Here is a 20,699-nt window from a genome sequence, read left to right as displayed (position 1 = left end):
CGGACGGGCGGTGCAGTCGCCGGACGGTGATTTCCGCGCCTCGCACGAAGCACGGCCGTCGGGGCGGCGATGCCGGCGCATTGTACCGCGCCGTGTCGCCGGGAGAATGCATGTCGCGTTGTGCCGGGATGCGCAGGCGCCGCGCCGATTTTAGCCCTACGAAAATTTTAGCTTGACCTCAATTTCGGCGTGTTCTAGATTCTGTCGCGCGTATCAAAAAAAGTTAAGTGGGACGAAAATTTTTTCAAGGACTGCTGCCGGAACGGCACGGCGGTCCGGCGCCGTGCCGCGCCGGGCCGAACGTCCACCTGCAGCGGCGCCGTGCCGCATCAGGCCTGCCTCGGGCCTGCACCCCGCCGCGTCACCGCCGGCCGCCGACAACAATGCATAACGGGCTTCCGATGATCGATCGACTGAAATACAGCTTCTCCGGCCTTCCCCCGTACGACGCATCCGTCGTCGACACGCAGGCGGGCCTGTCGCGCCTGCTCGATGCGGCGCGGCTCGACGCGGTGCTGGTCACGTCGCAGGACGAATACGTGACCGAGTACCTGCCGCTCGCCAACAATCCGCGCTACGCGGTGTCGGGTTTCGACGGCTCGGCCGGCTGCGGGATCTTCCTGAGCGCGGCGACCGCGCAGGCACTCGATCTGCCCCCGTTCGTGCTGTTCGTCGACGGCCGCTATCACCTGCAGGCCGAGCAGCAGTGCGATCCGGCGCGCGTGCGCATCGAGAAGCTCGGGATGAACGTGACGATCTGGCAGGCGATGGCCGACTGGCTGGTCGCGCACGGCAGCCGGCTCGCGCGGGTCGGCTACGACGCGCGGCGGGTCAGCGTCGCGCAGCGCGATCGTCTGTTCGAACAGACGCAGGCCGCGTCGCTCGACTGGACGAGCCTCGTCGACCGGGAGATCGATCGCGCGATCGCGCTGCCGGGCTGGGTCGTCGAGCGGCCGATCTTCGAAGTGCCTGAGTCGGCGACCGGCCTGAGCGTTGCGCAGAACCTCGACACGCTGAACCGCCGGCTCGCCGCGCATACCGGCGCGCCGGACGGCAAGACCGCGTTCTTCACCTGCGCGTCGGACGATCTCGCGTACCTGCTGAACAGCCGCGGCTATCACATCCCGAATGCGTCGTCGCACCTCGGCTTCCTGTTCGCGGTCGGCGGCCAGGTGGCGTTGTTCCTGCCGGAAGGCTGCGACCGCTGCGAGGTCACGCTCGCGTCGTATCCGGCGCTGCACGTGATCCGGCGCGATGTCGCGGCGCTCGAGCGCTTTCTCGCGCAGTTCGACGTCGAGCACGTGTGCTACGGCTTCGAGTCGGTGAACTGCGCGCTCGTCGACGCGGTGAAGCGGGTGTGGCCGCACGCGCGGCAGGCCGACTTCAACCCGGTCGAGGCGATGCGGGCCAGCAAGACGCCGGCGGTGCTCGACCAGTTCCGCGACGCGTTCGCGCGCAGCTCCGCGGCGATCGCCGAGACGATGCGCTGGGCGAAGGCCGGCGAGCCGGGCGCGCGCCACACCGAATACGATCTGGCTCGCACGATCAACGACGCGTACGGCGCACGCTCGGCGGTGGCGCTGACGTTTCCGTCGATCGCGGCGAACGGCGCGAACAGCGCGTTCGCGCATTACACCGCGGCGAGCGCGGACGTCGAGCTGACGGAAGGCGAACTCGTGCTGCTCGACAGCGGCGCGTACTACGAAGCCGGCTTCGCGACGGACTGCACCCGTGTGGTGCTGCGCCGGACCCGGCCGGAAACGGTCGCGCAGCCGTGGCAGCGCGAGATCTACACGGTCGCGCTGAAGGCCTGCATCAAGGGGCTCGTCACGCGCTTTCCGAGCACCGCGACGGGCGGCGACGTCGATGCGCTCGTGCGGCAGGTGTGCCGCGACCACGGCCACGATTTCGGCCACGGCACCGGGCACGGCGTCGGGATCCACGTGCACGAGGGCGGCGTGCGGTTCGCGCCGGGCGCCAAGTACGGGCTCGTGCCGAATGCGGTGATCTCGGTCGAGCCGGGCATCTATGTGCCGGGCAAGGGCGGCGTGCGGATCGAGAACATCGTGATCATCCGCCAAGACGACGCGCAGCCGGACACCGTCACGTTCGAGAACATCGTGACGGTCGGCTACGACTGGGACCTGATCGATCTCGACCTGCTGGACGACGACGAGCGCGCGTACCTGCGCGACTACGAGCGGCTGTGCGTGGAGCGCGGCACGCAGGTCACCGCGTGTCCGCTGCTGTAGGCACGGCCGCCCGCGCCGGTCAGTTCAGCAGGCGTGCCCGCACGAACGGCGCGATCCGCTCGGCGAGCCACGCGTGCGTGCGCGTGGTCGGGTGCAGCGTGTCCCAGAACACGAAGCGCGCCGGGTCACGGCAGTCCGCACGCGGCGTCTGCGCGCCCAGGTAGGTGAGCGACGACGGTTTCGGGATGTCGAGGCACGAACGCTTCGCATCGTCGAAGCCATACTGGGCCGGGTGGCTCAGCAGGTCGTCGAACAACGCATACGCATCGAACACCTCGAGCCGCAACGTCGCGCCGTAGCGGGCGCGCAGCGCGGCGGCCGCGTCCGCGAGGCGCTGGTTGTAGTCCTTCACCTGCGCGGCCACGCTCGCGGTGTCGGTGCGGGTCGCGAACACCGGCGCGCGCGACACGTCCGGCAGCGTGACGAGCATGATCCGCGTCGCGCCGGCCGCGGCGAGCCGCTCGAGGCTGTCGCGCACCGCATTCGCCGCCTGTTCGGGCGAGCGCCCGTAGTTCACCAGGTCGTTGCCGCCCGCGAACACCGCGAACAGCGTGTTGGCGGGCCGGTAGTCCGGCGCGCGATCCATGTATTCGCGCCACGAATCGATCTGCTGCACGAGGCCCGGCACGACGAGGTACTGGTCGGTCGCCGCGCCGCCGATCGCCCAGTTGTAGAACGGCAGCCGCAACGCGTTCGCGAGATATTCGGCCCACACCGGGCCGTTGCTGAAGCGCCCCGCATTCCAGCTCGTGCCGTTCGGCAGCTTCCACTGGCTCGCGTTGAACATGTTCTGCGTGTCGGACAGGCTGTCGCCGAACACGATCAGCTTGTTGACGCGCGCGTCCTGCTGCGCGGCGTCGATGGTCCACACCGTGTAGTTGAACGACAGCGCGTTGTTCGCCGCGACCGCCTGCACGAGGTCGGTCTTGATGCCTTTCGCGGCCAGCGTCTTGCGGCACACGTCGGCGAGCGTGTCCTGCGGCGTCGTGCTGTAGAACATGTTCTTCCACTGCGTGATGCCGTCCGCCCACCAGTAGCCGGACACGCGATACCAGTCGCCGCCGGCCGGGTTGCGCGCCCATTCGTAGGTCGCGGCCGGCTTCAGCGGGTCCGCGTCGATCCGGTACCAGCAGCGCAGGTACGTGTAGGTGTCGGAGCCGCGGCGGGACGCGCGCGGCGTGGCGCCTGGCGGGCTCGATGCGGACGGCGGCACGACGTCGGGGCCGGCCGGCGACAGCGACATGTCGCCCGTCGGCGTGGGCAGCGGCGCGGGGCCGGCGGCCTGCGCGGCGGGGAGCGTCAAGGCGGCGCCCAGCGTGGCGACAGCGGACACGGCGGCGACGCGGGATGAAAACGGAATGCGGAAATATGGCATGCGGCCCTCTTCTGATTGTTGTGACGGGACGGCGCGCGGCTGCGCGACCGTGTATCGGAAGGGACCGTGGGTGCCGGGCTCGGGCCCGGTCTGTCGAAACGTGGCGTGCCGCGAACGGCGGGGGAGTACGGTGGCGGCGCTGCCGCCGATCAGTCAGTCAGTGCTTCAGCGCGTGAGGGCCGACACACGGCCATCGGCGCCGTAGATGCCGGCCGGCGCGGGCGCCGAGCGCAGTACCGCGAGCGCGCGCTCGTTGTAGTCCATCCGGATCCGGATCAGCATCCCGTTGTTCGCATTGGCCTGGCGCGCGCGTTCGGCGGACTGCTGCAGCAACTGCCAGCGGCCGGCGAGGCGGGCATCGCGCTCGGCGGCCTGGTCCATCCCCTTCTTGCCGGCCGGAAAGCCGAGTGCGGAAAGCTGGGTGTCGCGCGTGCGTTCGAGCTGCGCGAGCCGGTCGATCAGCTCGCTTTTCTTCTCAACGATCCCGGGCAGCATCTCGAGCGGCTGCGCCGTCGTCAGCGCCTTTTCCTCGTACGCAAGCAGGGACGCGAACGCTTCGACCGTCGCGTGTTCGTCGTTGACCGTGGCCAGCAGCTCTTCTCTCATCGCGTCATGCTCGTCGCGCCGGCGCGGGTAGCGCCGGCAAACCGGGGGGGCGGGCCTCGCGAGGCCCGCTTCAGTTGCCCGGGCGCTGCTGCTGCAGCAGCTCTCGGGCGGTATTCAATACGCCGTCGGCGATCTTGTTCGCGTCGATCGTCAGCGTGCCGTTGTTCAGCGCGTCCTTGATCGACTGGACCAGGCCCGTGTCGATATCGCCGTTGCCGGACGCGGATACCGAGCGCAACTGGCCGGACAGACCCGACAGGTTCACGCTCCGGTCGCCGCCGGTCGACCCCGCATCGGCCGCCTGCGCGGACGAAGACGAGGCCGTGCCGGATTGCGCACGGGTCGCGCCGTTGCCGGTCGGCGCCAGGGGGCTCGGGTTCGGAGTGGAATCGATCTTCACGATGGGTTTCCTGTTCGGTTTGACCCAGATAACGGCCGGGTCGGCCCGAACTTTAGCATCGCGAGCCCGAAATGCTCCGAATAAACAATTCTTTACATTCTTGCCGTGAGATCCGTCCCTATAGCGGAATTTCCACGGTGCCGGCGTCCTTGACGATCGCCGTGACGATCTGCCCTGCCGCCATCCGTACCCGCACCGACTGGCCGGGCGCCGCATTCGCCAGCGCGCTGCCCTCGGCCGAAATCGTGAAACCGGGCCCGGCCGCGACCACCCGCACCGTCTGGCCGGCCGACACCGACGCCGCGCTCTTCAGCAGGTCCTGCCGCAGCGGCAGCCCGGCCGAGATGCGCGCGAGCGCGGTCGCGCCGATCGCCTGCGCCGGATCGGTGATCACCGCGAGCGGCAGCACCGTCAGGTCGCCGTCGCGGGCGACCAGGTCGGCCGCGGAAAGCGGCTCGCCGGGCGCGATCTGGCGCGCGGCGACGTAGTAGGTGGCCTGCACGGTGACTTTCGCCTGCAGGTAGACGGTCCACGGCCGTTCGCCCGCGCAGCGCACGCCGACCGTCGTGCGGCCCCACAGGCGCGCGCCGGTGGGCATGAACGGCTCGAGCGTCGTGCACGCGGCGAGCCCGCGCGGAAACGCGGTCGTGACCGTCGTGGTGGTCTTGCCGGGCAGGCCCGCGACCTGCTGCTGCAGGAAGGCGAGGGCCGTGCGGCGGATCGACTCGGGATCCTGCTGGCCGGGCGGTGTCGCGGGCTGGGCCGCGGTGGCGGCATTGGCGGCATTGGCCGCCGGGGCTGGGTTCGAGGAAACCGGGACGGCGCGCGGCGCCGGCGCGGCGGACGCGGCGCGAGCCGCCGCCAGGCGCGCGGTCATGGCCGGCTGCGGGGCCGGCCGTACGGGATTCGATGCGGGTTCGGCCGTGCCGGCGACGACCGTCGCGATCGCGTTCGGATCGGCGGCGCGCGGCGCGCCATATCCGGTTCCGGCATTCATGCGGGCGGCTGCATAGACAGGGCGCGGCGCTGCGGCTGGCGCAGGAGCCGGCGGCGGGACGGTCGTCACGACCATCGTGCCGGCCGGTTGCGCCGCGTAGCCGGCGCCGGACGCGCCGGCGGCACCCGCACCCGCGCCGCTCGCGGCACGACCCGTGTCCGGCGCCAGGCCCGAACCCGGCGCCGTCGCCGCATTCGCGCCGTTCGCCGCATTCCCGCCGAACTGCCCGCCGCTCGCCGCATTGGCGTGCGCGAGCGCGGTTTCGGCCGTCTCGCCGCGCCCCGGAATCACGATCATCGCGTCGTCCGCGTGCGCGGCCGGGGCGGCGATCCACAGCGCCGCGGCGAGCGCAAACGCACGCCGGACGTGCGTGAGCCGCCCGTTCCTTCCGCGAAGTGCGCTGCCAGTCATCGCCGTATCCCCGATCCGTTGCTCCGCTTCGCATTCTAGGGAGCGGGGCGGTCGCGCAAACGATGAATAGAGGGGGCCTTTGCCGCGTTATTCGCCCGATTGCCGGTTGCGTCCGACGCCTACCATCGCTGTCATGGAAAAAAGCCTCTCGAGTCGCCATCCGGCGCGAGGGGCGTGCAGCGCTTCATACGGAGAGACGCACACATGCTGGACAAACTCGATGCGGAATTCGCGTTCGGCCGACAGGCGCTGGACGTGCGCGCCTACCGGCAGGAACTGCTGTCGTCGAACATCGCGAACTCCGACACGCCCGGCTACCAGGCCCGCGACGTCGATTTCGCGTCGACGCTCGCACGCTCGCTGAAGCAGGCGGGCGGCGGCCTCGCGCCGAGCAACGCGGCGCAACTGCCGATGGCGCAGCCGGCCGGCGTGACGAACGGGATGTCGATGGTGTCGACGGCGGCGGGCCACATGGCCGGCACCGCGAAGCTGATCCCGACGGGCGGCCCGTCGGACGACTACGGCCGTGCGCAGTACCGGATGCCGCTGCAGCCGGCGCTCGACGGCAACACGGTCGATCTCGACGTCGAGCGCGTGCAGTTCGCGAACAACGCGCTGCACTACCAGACCGGGATGACCGTGATGACCCAGCAGATCAAGGCGATGATCGCCGCGATCACGTCGAACCAGTGATGGCGCGCACCGCCGCCGAATCCGAGCAAAAGGAGCTTCCATGCCTTCGTTGATGAACATCTTCGGCGTCGCCGGCTCGGCGCTGTCCGCGCAGTCGCAGCGCCTGAACGTCACCGCGTCGAACCTCGCGAACGCCGACAGCGCGACCGGCCCCGACGGCAAGCCGTACAAGGCCAAGCAGGTCGTGTTCGCGACCGACCCGATCGGCGGCGCGCGCACCGCGTCCGGCCAGGGCGTGGGCGGCGTGCGCGTGACGAAGGTGATGGACGACCCGTCGCCGATGAAGTCGACCTACGACCCGTCGAACCCGGCCGCCGATTCGAACGGCTACGTGCAGATGCCGAACGTCGATCCGGTGCAGGAGATGGTGAACATGATCTCGGCATCGCGCTCGTACCAGGCCAACGTCGAGACGCTGAACACCGCGAAGACGCTGATGCTCAAGACGCTGACGATCGGCTCGTAAGCCGCGCCGACCGACCTTACCGACCCGACAGAAGGCCACCCAGGATGACTTCCTCCAACACGACGATCGGCAGCAACGGCACCAACGTGTCGAACCTGCCGACCGACACGATGAACACCAACAAAGTGTCGTCGACCAACGGCACGTCGGCGAGCGACCTGCAGGCGACGTTCCTGAAGCTGCTCGTCACGCAGCTGCAGAACCAGGATCCGACCAGCCCGGTCGACAGCTCGCAGATGACGTCGCAGCTCGCGCAGATCAACACGGTGAGCGGCATCGCGCAGCTGAACACGTCGCTCACGTCGCTGTCTTCGCAGCTCACGGCCGGCCAGCAGACGCAGGCCGCGCTGCTGATCGGCACGAACGTGCTCGCGCCGGGCAACGCGGTCGCGGTGAAGAGCGGCGCGGCGTCGCCGTTCGGCGTGTCGCTCGCGAATTCGGTGTCGAACCTGACGATCACCGTGAAGAACGCGGCGGGCACCGTGGTGAACACGATCAACGCGGGCGCGCAGTCGGCCGGCACCGTGCCGTTCAACTGGACGCCGACCGACGCGGCGGGCAACGCCCTGCCGGACGGCAAGTACACCGTCAGCGCGTCGTACACCGACAGCAACGGCACGCCGCAGCCGGCCACGACGCTCGCGGCGTCGACCGTGCAGAGCGTGATCAAGCAGGCGGACGGCACGGCGGGGCTCGTGCTGTCGAACGGCACGACCGTGGGGTTGACCCAGGTTGCGTCGATTTTCCCGAACACCACCGCGTCGTCGCCATCCGGCAGCGGCACCACCTCCAACTGATACTGATCGAGCAATCTCGAAACGGAGACCGAAATGGGTTATCAACAGGGTCTGAGCGGCCTCGCGGGTGCATCGAACGCGCTCGACGTGATCGGCAACAACATCGCGAACGCGAACACGGTCGGCTTCAAGTCGAGCACCGCGCAGTTCGCCGACATGTATGCGAACTCGGTCGCGACGTCGACCAACACGCAGATCGGTATCGGCACGTCGCTGAACGCGGTGCAGCAGAACTTCGGCCAGGGCACGATCAACACGACGAGCTCGTCGCTCGACGTCGCGATCAACGGCAACGGCTTCTTCCAGATGTCGAACAACGGCGTGACGACCTACTCGCGCGACGGCACGTTCCAGCGCGACAAGAACGGCTTCATCGTCGACTCGCAGGGCCGTAACCTGATGGGCTACGCAGCCAACGGGGGCGGCGTGATCAACACCGCGCAGACCGTGCCGCTGCAGGCGCCGACGACCAACATCGCGCCGACCGCGACGACCAAGATCGCCGCGCAGTTCAACCTGAACTCGCAGGACACGGTGCCGGCCAAGACGCCGTTCAGCGCGACCGACAACACGACCTACAACTACTCGACGTCGATCCAGGTGTACGACTCGCTCGGCGGTTCGCAGGCGGTCAACATGTACTTCGTGAAGTCCGCGGCCGGCACGTGGGAAGCGTACGCGGGCGTGCAGGGCGGCGCCACGTCGGATCTCGGCACGGTCACGTTCGACGCGTCGGGCGCGATCAAGAGCACGACCACGGGCACGCCGCCCGCGCCGACCACGTCGGTCGGCCAGTTCCAGTTCACGGTGCCGAACACCGACGGCTCGGCGACGCCGCAGAGCCTCACGCTCGACCTGACCGGCACGACGCAGTACGGAGGCAAGAACGGCGTGAACAACCTCGCGCAGGACGGCTACGCGAGCGGCACGCTGACGACCTACACGATCGGCGCCGACGGCAAGCTGACCGGCAACTACTCGAACGGCCAGACCGCCGTGCTCGGCCAGATCGCGCTCGCGAACTTCAACAACCCGAACGGGCTGGTGAGCCTCGGCGGCAACCAGTACGCGGAAAGCTCCGCGTCGGGCGTGCCGCAGATCTCGGCGCCGGGCAGCACGAACCACGGCAAGCTGCAGGGCAGCGCGCTGGAAAACTCGAACGTCGACCTCACGTCGCAGCTCGTCAACCTGATCACCGCGCAGCGCAACTACCAGGCGAACGCGCAGACGATCAAGACGCAGCAGGCCGTCGACCAGACGATCATCAACCTGTAAGCGCGGACAACGGGCAGCCATGGACCGACTGATCTACACGGCGATGACGGGTGCGTCGCAGTCGCTCGACCAGCAGGCGGTGGTCGCGAACAACCTCGCGAACGCGTCGACGACGGGCTTTCGCGCGCAGCTCGCGACGTATCGCGCGGTGCCGATGAATTTCGGCGACGGCAGCACGAGCGACCCGACGACGACGCGCACCTACGTGCTCGCGTCGACGCCCGGCGCCGACTACACGCCCGGTCCGATCACGCGCACCGGCAACCCGCTCGACGTCGCCGTGCAGGGCGCGGGCTGGCTGGCGGTGCAGGCGGCCGACGGCAGCGAGGCGTACACGCGCGCCGGCAACCTGCACGTCGACGAGAACGGCCAGCTCGTCAACGCGAGCAACCTGCCGGTGGTCGGCAATGGCGGCCCGATTTCGGTGCCGCCGAACGCGGAAGTGACGATCGGCAAGGACGGCACGATTTCCGCGCTGATGCCGGGCGACCCGCCGACGGCGGTCGCGATCGTCGACCAGATGAAGCTCGTGAACCCCGACCCGGCCACGCTCACGCGCGGCAACGACGGGCTGTTCCGCACCGCCGACGGCAATCCGGCCGACGCCGACCCGAACGTGGTCGTCACGCCGAATTCGCTCGAAGGCAGCAACGTCAACCCGGTGACCGCGATGGTCGCGATGATCGACAACGCGCGCGCGTTCCAGCTTCAGTCGAAGCTGATCCAGACGGCCGACCAGAACGAGCAGACGGCGAACCAGCTGCTCAATTTCAGCTGAGCGCCCGCGCCAGCCTACGCAGGAGAACTGACAAGTGAACCGTTCGCTCTACATTGCCGCCACCGGCATGAATGCGCAGCAAGCGCAGATGGACGTGATTTCGAACAACCTCGCGAACACCAGCACGAACGGCTTCAAGGCGTCGCGCGCGGTGTTCGAGGATCTGCTGTACCAGACCATCCGCCAGCCGGGCGCGAACTCGACGCAGCAGACGGAATTGCCGTCGGGCCTGCAGCTCGGCACCGGCGTGCAGCAGGTCGCGACCGAGCGCCGGTACACGCAGGGCGGCCTCACGCAGACCGGCAACGCGAAGGACGTCGCGATCAACGGCGCCGGCTTCTTCCAGGTGGTGATGCCGGACGGCACGAACGCCTACACACGCGACGGCGCGTTCCAGACCAACGCGCAGGGCCAGCTCGTCACGTCGAGCGGCTACCAGGTCCTGCCGGCGATCACGATCCCGCAGAACGCGACGTCGCTGACCATCGGCAAGGACGGCGTCGTGACGGTCACGCAGGCGGGCTCGACCAATTCGGTGCAGATCGGCTCGCTGCAGGTCGCGACCTTCATCAACCCGGCCGGCCTCGAGGCGCGCGGCGAGAACCTGTTCTCCGAGACGACGTCGTCGGGCGCGCCGAACGTATCGCAACCGGGGCTGAACGGCGCGGGCACGCTCAACCAGAACTACGTCGAAGCGTCGAACGTGAACGTCGTGCAGGAGCTCGTCAACATGATCCAGACGCAGCGTGCCTACGAGATCAACAGCAAGGCCGTGACGACGTCCGACCAGATGCTGCAGACCGTCACGCAGATGAAGAGCTAACCGGAACACCCGCCGTCGCCATGAAGCAGGTTCGCCTCCTCCCGTCAGCCACCGTCCGCGCCGCATGCGCGGTCGCGGTGGCGGCGTTCGCCGCCGGTTGCGCGCAGATTCCGCGCGATCCGATCATCCAGCAGCCGATGACGGCGCAGCCGCCGACGCCGATGTCGATGCAGGCGCCCGGCTCGATCTACAACCCCGGCTACGCGGGGCGGCCGCTCTTCGAGGATCAGCGTCCGCGCAACGTCGGCGACATCCTGACGATCATGATCGCGGAGAACATCAACGCGACCAAGTCGTCGGGCGCGAACACGAACCGGCAGGGCAACACCGACTTCAACGTGCCGACGGCCGGCTTCCTCGGCGGGCTGTTCGCGAAGGCGAACCTGTCGGCGGCCGGCAACAACAAGTTCGCGGCGACCGGCGGCGCCAGCGCGGCGAACACGTTCAACGGCACGATCACGGTGACCGTCACCAACGTGCTGCCGAACGGCAACCTCGTGGTCAGCGGCGAGAAGCAGATGCTGATCAACCAGGGCAACGAATTCGTGCGCTTCTCGGGTGTCGTGAACCCGAACACGATCTCGGGCGCGAACTCCGTCTACTCGACGCAGGTCGCCGACGCGAAGATCGAATACTCGTCGAAGGGCTACATCAACGAAGCCGAGACGATGGGCTGGCTGCAGCGTTTCTTCCTCAACATCGCGCCGTGGTGATGACGATGCAGAAGACGCTTCTCGACCGCCTCTCGGCCCGCGCGCATGCCGCCGCGCGGCTCGCCGTCGCGCTCGTGGCGATGGCCTGCGCATTCGGCGCGGCGCCCGCGCACGCGGAGCGCCTGAAGGATCTCGCGCAGATCCAGGGCGTGCGCGACAACCCGCTGATCGGCTATGGCCTCGTCGTCGGCCTCGACGGCACGGGCGACCAGACGATGCAGACGCCGTTCACCACGCAGACGCTCGCGAACATGCTCGCGAACCTCGGCATCTCGATCAACAACGGGTCGGCCAACGGCGGCGCGTCGCAGCTGAGCAACATGCAGCTGAAGAACGTCGCGGCCGTGATGGTGACCGCCACGCTGCCGCCGTTCGCGCGGCCGGGCGAGGCGCTCGACGTCACCGTGTCGTCGCTCGGCAACGCGAAGAGCCTGCGCGGCGGCACGCTGCTGCTGACGCCGCTGAAAGGCGCGGACGGCCAGGTCTACGCGCTCGCGCAGGGCAACATGGCGGTCGGCGGCGCCGGCGCCAGCGCGAACGGCAGCCGCGTGCAGGTGAACCAGCTCGCGGCCGGCCGGATCGTCGGCGGCGCGATCGTCGAGCGTTCGGTGCCGAACGCGATCGCGCAGATGAACGGCGTGCTGCAGCTGCAACTGAACGACATGGACTACGGCACCGCGCAGCGGATCGTGTCCGCGGTCAACTCGAGCTTCGGCCCGGGCACCGCGACGGCGCTCGACGGCCGCACGATCCAGCTCGCCGCGCCGGCCGATTCGGCGCAGCAGGTCGCGTTCATGGCGCGGCTGCAGAACCTCGACGTCAGCCCGGACAAGGCCGCGGCGAAGGTGATCCTGAACGCGCGCACCGGCTCGATCGTGATGAACCAGATGGTCACGCTGCAGAGCTGCGCGGTCGCGCACGGCAACCTGTCGGTCGTGGTCAACACGCAGCCGGTCGTGTCGCAGCCGGGGCCGTTCTCGAACGGGCAGACGGTGGTGGCGCAGCAGTCGCAGATCCAGCTGAAGCAGGACAACGGCGCGCTGAAAATGGTGACGGCCGGCGCGAATCTCGCCGACGTCGTGAAGGCGCTGAACACGCTCGGCGCGACGCCCGCGGACCTGATGTCGATCCTGCAGGCGATGAAGGCCGCCGGCGCGCTGCGCGCCGACCTGGAGATCATCTAAATGACAGCCAGTCTCCCGAACGCGAACGACCTCACGCAGCGCTTTGCGCTCGACGTGCAGGGTTTCGACGCCCTGCGCGAGCAGGCGAAGCAATCGCCGCGGGCCGGCGCGAAGGCGGTCGCCGGCCAGTTCGACGCGATGTTCACGCAGATGATGCTCAAGAGCATGCGCGACGCATCGCCCGACGGCGGGCTGTTCGATTCGCATACGTCGAAGATGTACACGTCGATGCTCGACCAGCAGCTCGCGCAGCAGATGTCGACGCGCGGGATCGGCGTGGCCGACGCGCTGATGAAGCAGCTGCTGCGCAATGCGGGGCAGGGCGCGGGCAGCGATTCGGCGGCCGACGTCGGCGCGGCCGGGCTGGGCGCGGCCGGCTTCGGCGCGTCCGGCAACGAAGGTGGCCTCGCCGCGATGAACGCGATGGCGAAGGCCTACGCGAACTCGGCCAACAACGGCGGGCTTGCCGGCACGCGCGGCTATTCGGCCGGCAGCGCGCTGACGCCGCCGCTGAAGGGCGCGAGCGGCGTGCAGGACGCCGACGCGTTCGTCGACCGGCTCGCGGCCCCCGCGCAGGCGGCCAGCGCGTCGACCGGCATCCCGGCGCGCTTCATCGTCGGCCAGGCCGCGCTCGAATCGGGCTGGGGCAAGCGCGAGATCCGCGCGACCGACGGCTCGACGAGCTACAACGTGTTCGGCATCAAGGCGACCAAGGGCTGGACCGGCCGCACGGTGTCGGCGCTGACCACGGAATACGTGAACGGCACGCCGCGCCGCGTGGTCGCGAAATTCCGCGCGTACGATTCGTACGAGCACGCGATGACCGATTACGCGAACCTGCTGAAGAACAACCCGCGCTACTCGGGCGTGCTGAGCGCGAGCCGCAGCGTCGAAGGCTTCGCGTACGGGATGCAGAAGGCCGGCTACGCGACCGACCCGAACTACGCGAAAAAGCTGATCTCGATCATGCAGCAGATCGGCTGACGGCCCCCGTCGGCTCCCGCCTGTTGCACCCTCTGGACCGCGCCCGGCAGCCCGCCGCGCGCGGTTTCAACGTTTGCGCGAAAAAAATCCCCAATTCGATCTAAACTTTCGGTCAGCACTGCCGCTAAGTGTGAGAGACCTGCGACCGGGCCCCCGTTCTGGCCCGGTTTTATTGCGCACCGGTTGCCCGGGCGCCCATGACAAGAATGACCGGCTAGCCATGAATATCGAAACGTCGACGGACCCCAGCCTGGATGCAGGCCACTCCGGGCCCGACTATGCCCGCCGCAATCCGCTGGAAATCGGCGTGCAGCTGCGCAACCTCGTCAATCGCGGCGATTTCCTGACCGTCCAGTACCCGGGCGGCCAGCTCGTCACGCGCCTGCTCGAGGTGGCTGTCGGTGCGCGGACGTTTACGTTCGACTGGGGTGCGCTGGCGGAGCAGAACGCCAGCATCCTCGGCGCGTCGCACTGTACGTTCGCGGCCGCGCCGGAGGGCGTGCGCGTCGAATTCTCCACGGGCACGCCGCGCGAGACGCGCTACGAGGGGCTGCCCGCGTTCGTCGCCGATTTCCCCGACGTCCTGACGTGCATCCAGCGCCGCGAATATTTCCGCGTCGATGCGCCGATCGTCGATCCGTTCCTGTGCCGCGGCAAGCTGCCGGACGGCGAAAGCTTCCTGTTCGAGGTGCATAACCTGTCGCTCGGCGGCGTGGGGCTGCGCACGGCCGACGAACGCGTCGAGGCGCTCGAGGTCGGCACGCTGCTGCCCGACGTCGAGCTCGAGCTGACCGGCCACGGCAAGCTGTCGCTCGACCTGCAGCTCGTGTCGCAGCGTTCGACGCAGATGCCGAACGGGTCGCGGCGCTACCAGCTCGGCTTCCGCTACATGTCGCTGCCGGGCAGCGCGGAGAACACGCTGCAGCGGCTGATCACGCAGCTCGAGATGAAGCGCCGCTCGCTCGCGCGGGCCTGACGCGCAAGCGGCGGCCGGCCCCGCCCGGGGCGGCCCGCACGGCGTTTGCGGCACCCTCGGCCGCACGCCTGAACCGGCGACGCGCACGTGCGCGTCGCGCGTGCATTTTTTCCTCAATTTTTTCGATCGGCGGCCGTTATACCGGGAGTCACGCAACCCGGCGGCCGCGACGCGCGGCCGGCTCATCAGGATCGCGCATGTCCAACACACTCATGAACCTCGGCGTCAGCGGCCTGAATGCCGCGCTCTGGGGCCTCACGACGACCAGCAACAACATCAGCAACGCGGCGACGCCCGGCTATTCGGTCCAGCGGCCCGTGTATGCGGAAGCGAGCAGCCAATACTCGGGCAGCGGTTACATGCCGCAAGGCGTGAACACCGTCACCGTGCAGCGGCAGTACAGCCAGTACCTGAGCGACCAGCTGAACACCGCGCAGACGCAGGGCGGCGCGCTGTCGACGTGGTACACGCTCGTCGCGCAACTGAACAATTACATCGGCAGCCCGACGGCGGGGGTCTCGACCGGGATCACGAACTACTTCACCGGGCTGCAGAACGTCGCGAACAACGCGTCCGACCCGTCGGTGCGGCAGACCGCGATCAGCAACGCGCAGACGCTGGCCAACCAGCTCAACGCGGCCGGCCAGCAGTACGACGCGCTGCGCCAGAGCGTGAACACGCAGCTCACCAGCACCGTGTCGCAGATCAACACGTACACCGCGCAGATCGCGCAGCTGAACCAGCAGATCGCGGCGGCGAGCAGCCAGGGGCAGCCGCCGAACCAGCTGCTGGACCAGCGCGACCTCGCGGTGTCGAACCTGTCGGGCCTGGCCGGTATCCAGGTCGTGCGCAACGACAGCGGTTACAGCGTGTTCATGTCGGGTGGCCAACCGCTCGTCGTCGCCGACAAGAGCTACCAGCTGGCGGCCGTCACGTCGCCGTCGGATCCGAGCGAACTGACCGTCGTGTCGCAGGGGATCGCCGGCGCGAAGCCGCAGGGGCCGAACCAGCCGTTGCCCGATTCGTCGCTGTCGGGCGGCACGCTCGGCGGCCTGCTCGCGTTCCGCAGCCAGACGCTCGACCCCGCCCAGGCCCAGCTCGGCGCGATCGCGACCAGCTTCGCCGCGCAGGTCAACGCGCAGAACGCGCTCGGCATCGACCTGTCGGGCAACAAGGGCGGCAACCTGTTCTCGACACCGTCGCCGACCGTGTACGCGAACCAGGGCAATACCGGCAACGCGTCGCTGTCCGTGTCGTTCGCGAACGCGTCGCAGCCGACGACGAGCGACTACACGCTGTCCTTCGACGGCGCGAACTACACGCTGACCGACCGCGCGAGCGGCGCGGTGGTCGACCAGAAGGCGGGGCCGATGCCGGTTTCGCTCGGCGGGCTGAATTTCTCGGTCCCGTCGGGCTCGATGAGTGCCGGTGACAAGTTCACCGTGCTGCCGACGCGCGGCGCGCTGAACGGCTTCGGCCTCGCCACGACGAGTGCGTTGGCGATCGCGGCGGCCTCGCCGGCCGTCACGTCGGCGGCGAGCACCAACACCGGCACGGGCAAGATCACGCTGGGCGGCGTCACCGCGGGCTATCAAGTGCCGACGACCAAGCTGACCTATGACGCGACGGCGAAGACGCTGACGGGTTTCCCGGTCGGCACCACGGTGACGATCGGCACCACGCCGCCGACGTCGGTCACGATCAACAACCCGACGGACACCGTCCCGTACGACCCGGCGGCCGGCGCGACGATGACGATGTCGGGAACGGCCGCGGGCGCACTCAACGGCGTGAGCGTCACGCTGTCCGGCGCACCGGCGACCGGCGACTCGTTCACGATTGGGCCGTATGCGGGCGGCACCAGCGACGGCTCCAACGCGCTCGCGCTGTCGAAGCTGGTCAACTCGAAGGCGTTCGGCAACGGCACGACGACGCTCACGGGCGCGTATGCGAGCTACGTGAACGGCATCGGCAACACGACGACCCAGCTGAAATCGTCGAGCGCCGCGCAGACCGGGCTGATCGGCCAGATCACCCAGGCGCAGCAGTCGGTGTCGGGCGTGAACACGAACGAGGAAGCGGCCAACCTGATGCAGTACCAGCAGTTCTACCAGGCGAACGCGAAGGTGATCCAGACGGCGGCGACGCTGTTCCAGACCGTGCTCGGCCTGTTCAATTGACCGGATTCGAAGGATAGAAGCGATGCGGATTTCCAGCGCCCAGTTCTTCCAGCTGAACGTTTCACAAATGAACGATCAGCAGACCCAGCTTGCGCAGCTGTATCAGCAGATCTCGAGCGGTGTGAGCCTGCAGACGGCGGCGGACAATCCGGCCGGCGCGGCGCAGGCCGTGCAGCTGTCGATGACGTCGGCGACGCTGTCGCAGTACGCGACCAACCAGAACGCGGCGCTCGCGTCACTGCAGGCCGAGGATCAGACGCTGCAGAACGTGAGCACCGTGCTGACGAACACGCAGTCGCTGCTCGTGCGCGCCGGCGACGGTTCGATGTCCGACAGCGACCGCTCGGCACTCGCCACGCAGCTGCAGGGTTACCGCGACCAGTTGATGACGCTCGCGAACACCAACGACGGCGCGGGCAACTACCTGTTCGCCGGCACGAAGAATTCGGCGGCGCCGTTTTCGACGACGGCGAGCGGCAGCGTCACCTATGTCGGCGACACCGGCACGCGCCAGGTGCAGATCGCCGATTCGAGCACCGTGTCGCAGGGCGACACGGGCGCGGCCGTCTTCATGTCGGTGCCGGCGATCGGCAGCTCGCCGGTGCCGTCGGCCGGCGCGGGCAACACGGGCACCGGCACGATCGGCGCGGTCACGGTGACGAACCCGTCGATCGCGACGAACGGCCATCAGTTCTCGATCAAATTTGGCGGCACGGCCGCTGCGCCGACCTACACCGTGACCGACAACTCGGTCAGCCCGCCCACCACCACGCCGGCGCAGGCTTATTCGTCGGGCTCGGCGATCTCGCTCGGCGGCGGAATGACGGTGGCGGTGTCGGGCACGCCGGCCGCCGGCGACACGTTTGCCGTTGCGCCGGCGCCGCAGGCGAGCGGTGGTTCGGACGTGTTCTCGACGCTCGACGCGATGATCGCGGCGCTGAAGACGCCCGTGACGGGCAACGCGGTGGCGGGTGCGGCGCTGAAGAACGCGCTGATGACCGGCTCGACCAAGCTGGGCAACACGATGCGCAACGTCACGACGATCCAGGCGTCGGTCGGTGGCCGCGAGCAGGAAGTCAAGGCGATGCAGGCCGTCAACCAGACCGCGTCGCTGCAGGTCACCAGCAACCTGTCCGACCTGACGAGCACCAACATGGTGACGACGATCAGCCAGTTCCTGCAGATGCAGAACGCGCTGACGGGCTCGCAGAAGGCGTACGCGCAGTTGCAGAACCTGTCGCTGTTCCAGTACATCAACCCCTGATGTCAGCCGCGCCGGCCGCGATGTGAGCGCCCGCTTGCGTCGCGGCAGGCGTCGGTCGCCGCCCGGTCGAGTGTCTGCTCGGGCGGCTGCTGTATCAGGTCGCGCGCTGGGACGTCGACAGCTCGCAACTTTCAGTGGCGTTGATTTCGGCCGCACGGACCTTGACCTTGCGCGTTGTCGTCACGGTGGCGATCGCCAGCATCGCGGCCGCCACGATGCAGACGGCGCGCGGCTGCGGACACGCCCAAAGCAGCGCTTGCGCGCCGGCCTCCCCGAACGCGCCTGCGACCCAGATGAAGCCAAAGTAGCGGCTGCGCGCATGCGCGGGTGCGTGTTCGGAAACCAGGTGGTAGAGCACCGGGATCGACAGGAGTTCGCCGATGCTCAACACGACTATGCCGGCGCCGACCATCCAGCCGGCGGGTGCCGCTCCCACCAGCGCGACGCCGACGGTGGTCAGCGCGAGTCCGGCCGTCACACTGGGCCAGGAGATACCGGTCCTTGCCGGGCGGCGCAGCGTCCACAGGTAAGCGAGTAGGACCGTGGCCGAATTCACGCCCAGCCAGACGTTGCCTTGCGTGCGTAACCCGAGTTCGGCTGCAATCAGGGGGGCGCTGGAAAAGATCATCGTGTAGCACACCCTCAGGAAGATCGGGTCGTGCAGCGGTGCGAACCAGGACGCGGATCGATGCGGTGCCGGTATCGCGCGCGATTCTGCCGAGGACGCGAGTACGGTCACCAGTGCGACGCCAGCCGGGAGCAGGAGCCACAGGCATGCGTTGCCGAAAGCAGGCCACAGGACAAGCGGGCCGGCCAGCGCCCCGACGTTGATCAACAAATAGTGCGTGGAAAAAGCGCGGCTGCCGGCCGGGCCTGATACCTGGCTCAGCATCGAATAAATGACCGGATTCAGGAGCCCTCCACCGATTCCGACCAGTCCGCCCGCGAAGAACAGCGCTTGCGACGAGGTGGCCTGACACAGTGCCGCCAGCCCGAGCGCCTGTAGCAGCGAGCCGAAGGCGAGCGTCGAGCGTTTCGAATACCGGTCCGCGAGGAATCCACCCAGTAAAGGGAAGAGCCGGTAGCAGAAGATCTGGATCACGAAGAACAGCGCGAGCCCCGAATCATCCAGCCAGCCTGCCTGCCAGGCGGAAATGGGTTTGTTCGGCGCAATCGAGAAGAACAGGAGCTTGTCGAGCGCGTGAAAGGCGAGCAGCGTAAGCAGCGGTCGATTCATCGCGCGATCCTGACGACGACATCGCCCAGCACCGCCTGTACCCGGTCGGCCGCGATATCGGCCGTGTCACCGGTCACGATAACGAATGCGATCCGGTCAGCGGAGCTTTCGGGTGGACGAATGCGGTCCCCCGGTTTCTTTTCCAGCCCGCAATGGACGACGTAGTCGCGCCGAGTGACGTCGTCCCAACCGTCGAGCGCTTCCAGCACGCCTTCGCGCGGGGCAACGACGAACCCCACGGCCGCCGCCGCGTTTCGAGCGGGGGGCGTTGTTTCGGCATCACCCAGCAGCGCTCGCAGGTGGAGCTTGAACAGATCGATGCCGGTTGCGAGCGGGACCAGGTGCGTTGTGATGTGATCGCCGCCGGGGCGCGGGTTGGTCTCGATAATGCGCGGGCCAGTCGAAGTCCAGCGCAACTCGATGTGAAATACCCCGGTATCCAGGCCGAGCGCCTGCGTCGCGGAGCGGGCCGCGTCGAGCAGTGCCTGGCGTTGCCGCGCGGGCAGGCGCGCGGGGAATACGTGACCGATCTCGACAAAAGACGGCGGTGACGTCACCCATTTCTCCGTTACGCCGGCAAACCGAACGGTTCCGTCGACTAGCGCCAGCTCGACGCTGAACTCGCGACCGTCCGCGAACGCCTCGAGCAGGTACTCCGTACGGCGTGCCAGGCCGAACATGCCGAAGTCCGTTTGCTGCAACTGCCGATATGCAGGTTCGAGCGCGCTCTCGTCTTGCAGCAGCGTGACCCCCTTGCTCGACGCGCTGCTGGTCGGCTTGATCACGAGCGGGTAACCGATTCGGGCTGCCGCGGCTTGCGCGTCGTCCAGGGTCGCGACCAGTGCGTAGTCGAGCGACGGCGCCCCCGCCTGCCGATACGCGTGCCTTGCGAGATCCTTGTGGACGCCGCATTCGGCCGCGAGCGCGGGGACGCCGCGCAGTCCCAGCAAGGCGACCAGTTTCGCGGCTGTCACGGTGACGAACTGATTGCCGGCGACCACGGCTGCGATGGTCGGCAGCAGGTCTGCTTCGTCCAGCGCGTGCTTGACGGCTTGCGCGTCGTTTACCGGGCACACCAGCACACCACGCACCTGATCGCGATAGTTGTACTGATCCGGATGCGTCGCGTCGCTGGTTACCGCCCAGCATTCCAGGCCTAGCGCACGGGCCGCCTGAATGTAACCGAGGCCGAAGAAGCACGGCTCGATGATGAGAACCTTCATGGGTTTGCTCCTCTCGTGGCGCGCGCGCCCTTTGCCGTTCACGCACGCTCTGGATTACCGGCGGT

19 protein-coding genes are annotated in these 20,699 nt (G+C 68.4%); 13 read left to right on the top strand and 6 right to left on the bottom strand.

Features of this window, described 5'->3' with window-relative positions; genetic code table 11:
• Window positions 1-401 precede the first annotated feature (401 nt).
• Window positions 402-2,252, top strand: a complete 1,851-nt coding sequence (locus CFB45_RS16985) for a M24 family metallopeptidase (RefSeq protein ID WP_089426522.1) — start codon at window positions 402-404, stop codon at window positions 2,250-2,252.
• Window positions 2,253-2,271: 19 nt separating this feature from the next.
• On the opposite strand, the gene CFB45_RS16980 is transcribed toward CFB45_RS16985, so the two are convergent.
• The 4 genes from CFB45_RS16980 to flgA form a co-directional block, all read right to left on the bottom strand.
• Window positions 2,272-3,627: an SGNH/GDSL hydrolase family protein gene (locus CFB45_RS16980; protein ID WP_089426521.1), complete on the bottom strand. Its 1,356-nt coding sequence runs from the start codon at window positions 3,625-3,627 to the stop codon at window positions 2,272-2,274.
• A 165-nt stretch (window positions 3,628-3,792) separates the two neighbouring features.
• The gene (locus CFB45_RS16975; protein ID WP_089426520.1) at window positions 3,793-4,233 is read right to left on the bottom strand and encodes a flagella synthesis protein FlgN; all 441 of its coding nucleotides are present in this window, start codon (window positions 4,231-4,233) and stop codon (window positions 3,793-3,795) included.
• Between the two features lie 70 nt (window positions 4,234-4,303).
• Window positions 4,304-4,633: a flagellar biosynthesis anti-sigma factor FlgM gene (gene flgM, locus CFB45_RS16970; RefSeq protein ID WP_089426519.1), complete on the bottom strand. Its 330-nt coding sequence runs from the start codon at window positions 4,631-4,633 to the stop codon at window positions 4,304-4,306.
• A gap of 118 nt (window positions 4,634-4,751) precedes the next feature.
• Window positions 4,752-6,041: a flagellar basal body P-ring formation chaperone FlgA gene (flgA, locus tag CFB45_RS16965; protein ID WP_089426518.1), complete on the bottom strand. Its 1,290-nt coding sequence runs from the start codon at window positions 6,039-6,041 to the stop codon at window positions 4,752-4,754.
• Between the two features lie 204 nt (window positions 6,042-6,245).
• On the opposite strand from flgA, the gene flgB reads away from it, so the two are divergent.
• The 12 genes from flgB to flgL all read left to right on the top strand — a co-directional run bounded on the left by flgB (window position 6,246) and on the right by flgL (window position 18,174).
• The gene (gene flgB, locus CFB45_RS16960) at window positions 6,246-6,734 is read left to right on the top strand and encodes a flagellar basal body rod protein FlgB (protein ID WP_039369170.1); all 489 of its coding nucleotides are present in this window, start codon (window positions 6,246-6,248) and stop codon (window positions 6,732-6,734) included.
• A 40-nt stretch (window positions 6,735-6,774) separates the two neighbouring features.
• Window positions 6,775-7,200: a flagellar basal body rod protein FlgC gene (gene flgC, locus CFB45_RS16955; protein WP_011353470.1), complete on the top strand. Its 426-nt coding sequence runs from the start codon at window positions 6,775-6,777 to the stop codon at window positions 7,198-7,200.
• 44 nt (window positions 7,201-7,244) lie between these two features.
• On the top strand, window positions 7,245-7,997 hold the full coding sequence (locus CFB45_RS16950; RefSeq protein WP_089426517.1) for a flagellar hook assembly protein FlgD: 753 nt from the start codon (window positions 7,245-7,247) through the stop codon (window positions 7,995-7,997).
• Between the two features lie 33 nt (window positions 7,998-8,030).
• Window positions 8,031-9,272: a flagellar hook protein FlgE gene (flgE, locus tag CFB45_RS16945; RefSeq protein WP_089426516.1), complete on the top strand. Its 1,242-nt coding sequence runs from the start codon at window positions 8,031-8,033 to the stop codon at window positions 9,270-9,272.
• A gap of 19 nt (window positions 9,273-9,291) precedes the next feature.
• Window positions 9,292-10,050: a flagellar basal-body rod protein FlgF gene (gene flgF / locus CFB45_RS16940; RefSeq protein WP_089426515.1), complete on the top strand. Its 759-nt coding sequence runs from the start codon at window positions 9,292-9,294 to the stop codon at window positions 10,048-10,050.
• A 34-nt stretch (window positions 10,051-10,084) separates the two neighbouring features.
• Complete coding sequence (gene flgG / locus CFB45_RS16935; RefSeq protein ID WP_089426514.1) at window positions 10,085-10,873, top strand: flagellar basal-body rod protein FlgG; 789 nt, start codon at window positions 10,085-10,087, stop codon at window positions 10,871-10,873.
• Between the two features lie 20 nt (window positions 10,874-10,893).
• Window positions 10,894-11,586, top strand: a complete 693-nt coding sequence (flgH, locus tag CFB45_RS16930) for a flagellar basal body L-ring protein FlgH (RefSeq protein WP_069249068.1) — start codon at window positions 10,894-10,896, stop codon at window positions 11,584-11,586.
• Window positions 11,587-11,591: 5 nt separating this feature from the next.
• On the top strand, window positions 11,592-12,770 hold the full coding sequence (locus CFB45_RS16925; protein ID WP_089426671.1) for a flagellar basal body P-ring protein FlgI: 1,179 nt from the start codon (window positions 11,592-11,594) through the stop codon (window positions 12,768-12,770).
• Complete coding sequence (gene flgJ / locus CFB45_RS16920; protein ID WP_089426513.1) at window positions 12,771-13,754, top strand: flagellar assembly peptidoglycan hydrolase FlgJ; 984 nt, start codon at window positions 12,771-12,773, stop codon at window positions 13,752-13,754.
• A 220-nt stretch (window positions 13,755-13,974) separates the two neighbouring features.
• Window positions 13,975-14,730 carry a flagellar brake protein gene (locus CFB45_RS16915; RefSeq protein ID WP_089426512.1) on the top strand — a complete coding sequence of 252 codons (756 nt, stop codon included), beginning with the start codon at window positions 13,975-13,977 and terminating at the stop codon, window positions 14,728-14,730.
• 197 nt (window positions 14,731-14,927) lie between these two features.
• Complete coding sequence (gene flgK, locus CFB45_RS16910; RefSeq protein ID WP_089426511.1) at window positions 14,928-16,910, top strand: flagellar hook-associated protein FlgK; 1,983 nt, start codon at window positions 14,928-14,930, stop codon at window positions 16,908-16,910.
• Between the two features lie 22 nt (window positions 16,911-16,932).
• Window positions 16,933-18,174, top strand: a complete 1,242-nt coding sequence (gene flgL, locus CFB45_RS16905; RefSeq protein WP_089426510.1) for a flagellar hook-associated protein FlgL — start codon at window positions 16,933-16,935, stop codon at window positions 18,172-18,174.
• Window positions 18,175-18,268: 94 nt separating this feature from the next.
• On the opposite strand, the gene CFB45_RS16900 is transcribed toward flgL, so the two are convergent.
• Window positions 18,269-19,411 (bottom strand): MFS transporter, encoded by a 1,143-nt coding sequence (locus CFB45_RS16900; RefSeq protein ID WP_089426509.1) that lies wholly within the window; start codon window positions 19,409-19,411, stop codon window positions 18,269-18,271.
• On the bottom strand, window positions 19,408-20,634 hold the full coding sequence (locus tag CFB45_RS16895; protein ID WP_089426508.1) for an ATP-grasp domain-containing protein: 1,227 nt from the start codon (window positions 20,632-20,634) through the stop codon (window positions 19,408-19,410). The genes CFB45_RS16900 and CFB45_RS16895 overlap by 4 nt, the downstream gene beginning before the upstream one ends.
• Window positions 20,635-20,699: the final 65 nt, after the last annotated feature.

The sequence above is a fragment of the Burkholderia sp. HI2500 genome (assembly GCF_002223055.1).
Classification (GTDB): domain Bacteria; phylum Pseudomonadota; class Gammaproteobacteria; order Burkholderiales; family Burkholderiaceae; genus Burkholderia.
This window is presented reverse-complemented; position numbering and strand designations above follow the sequence as displayed.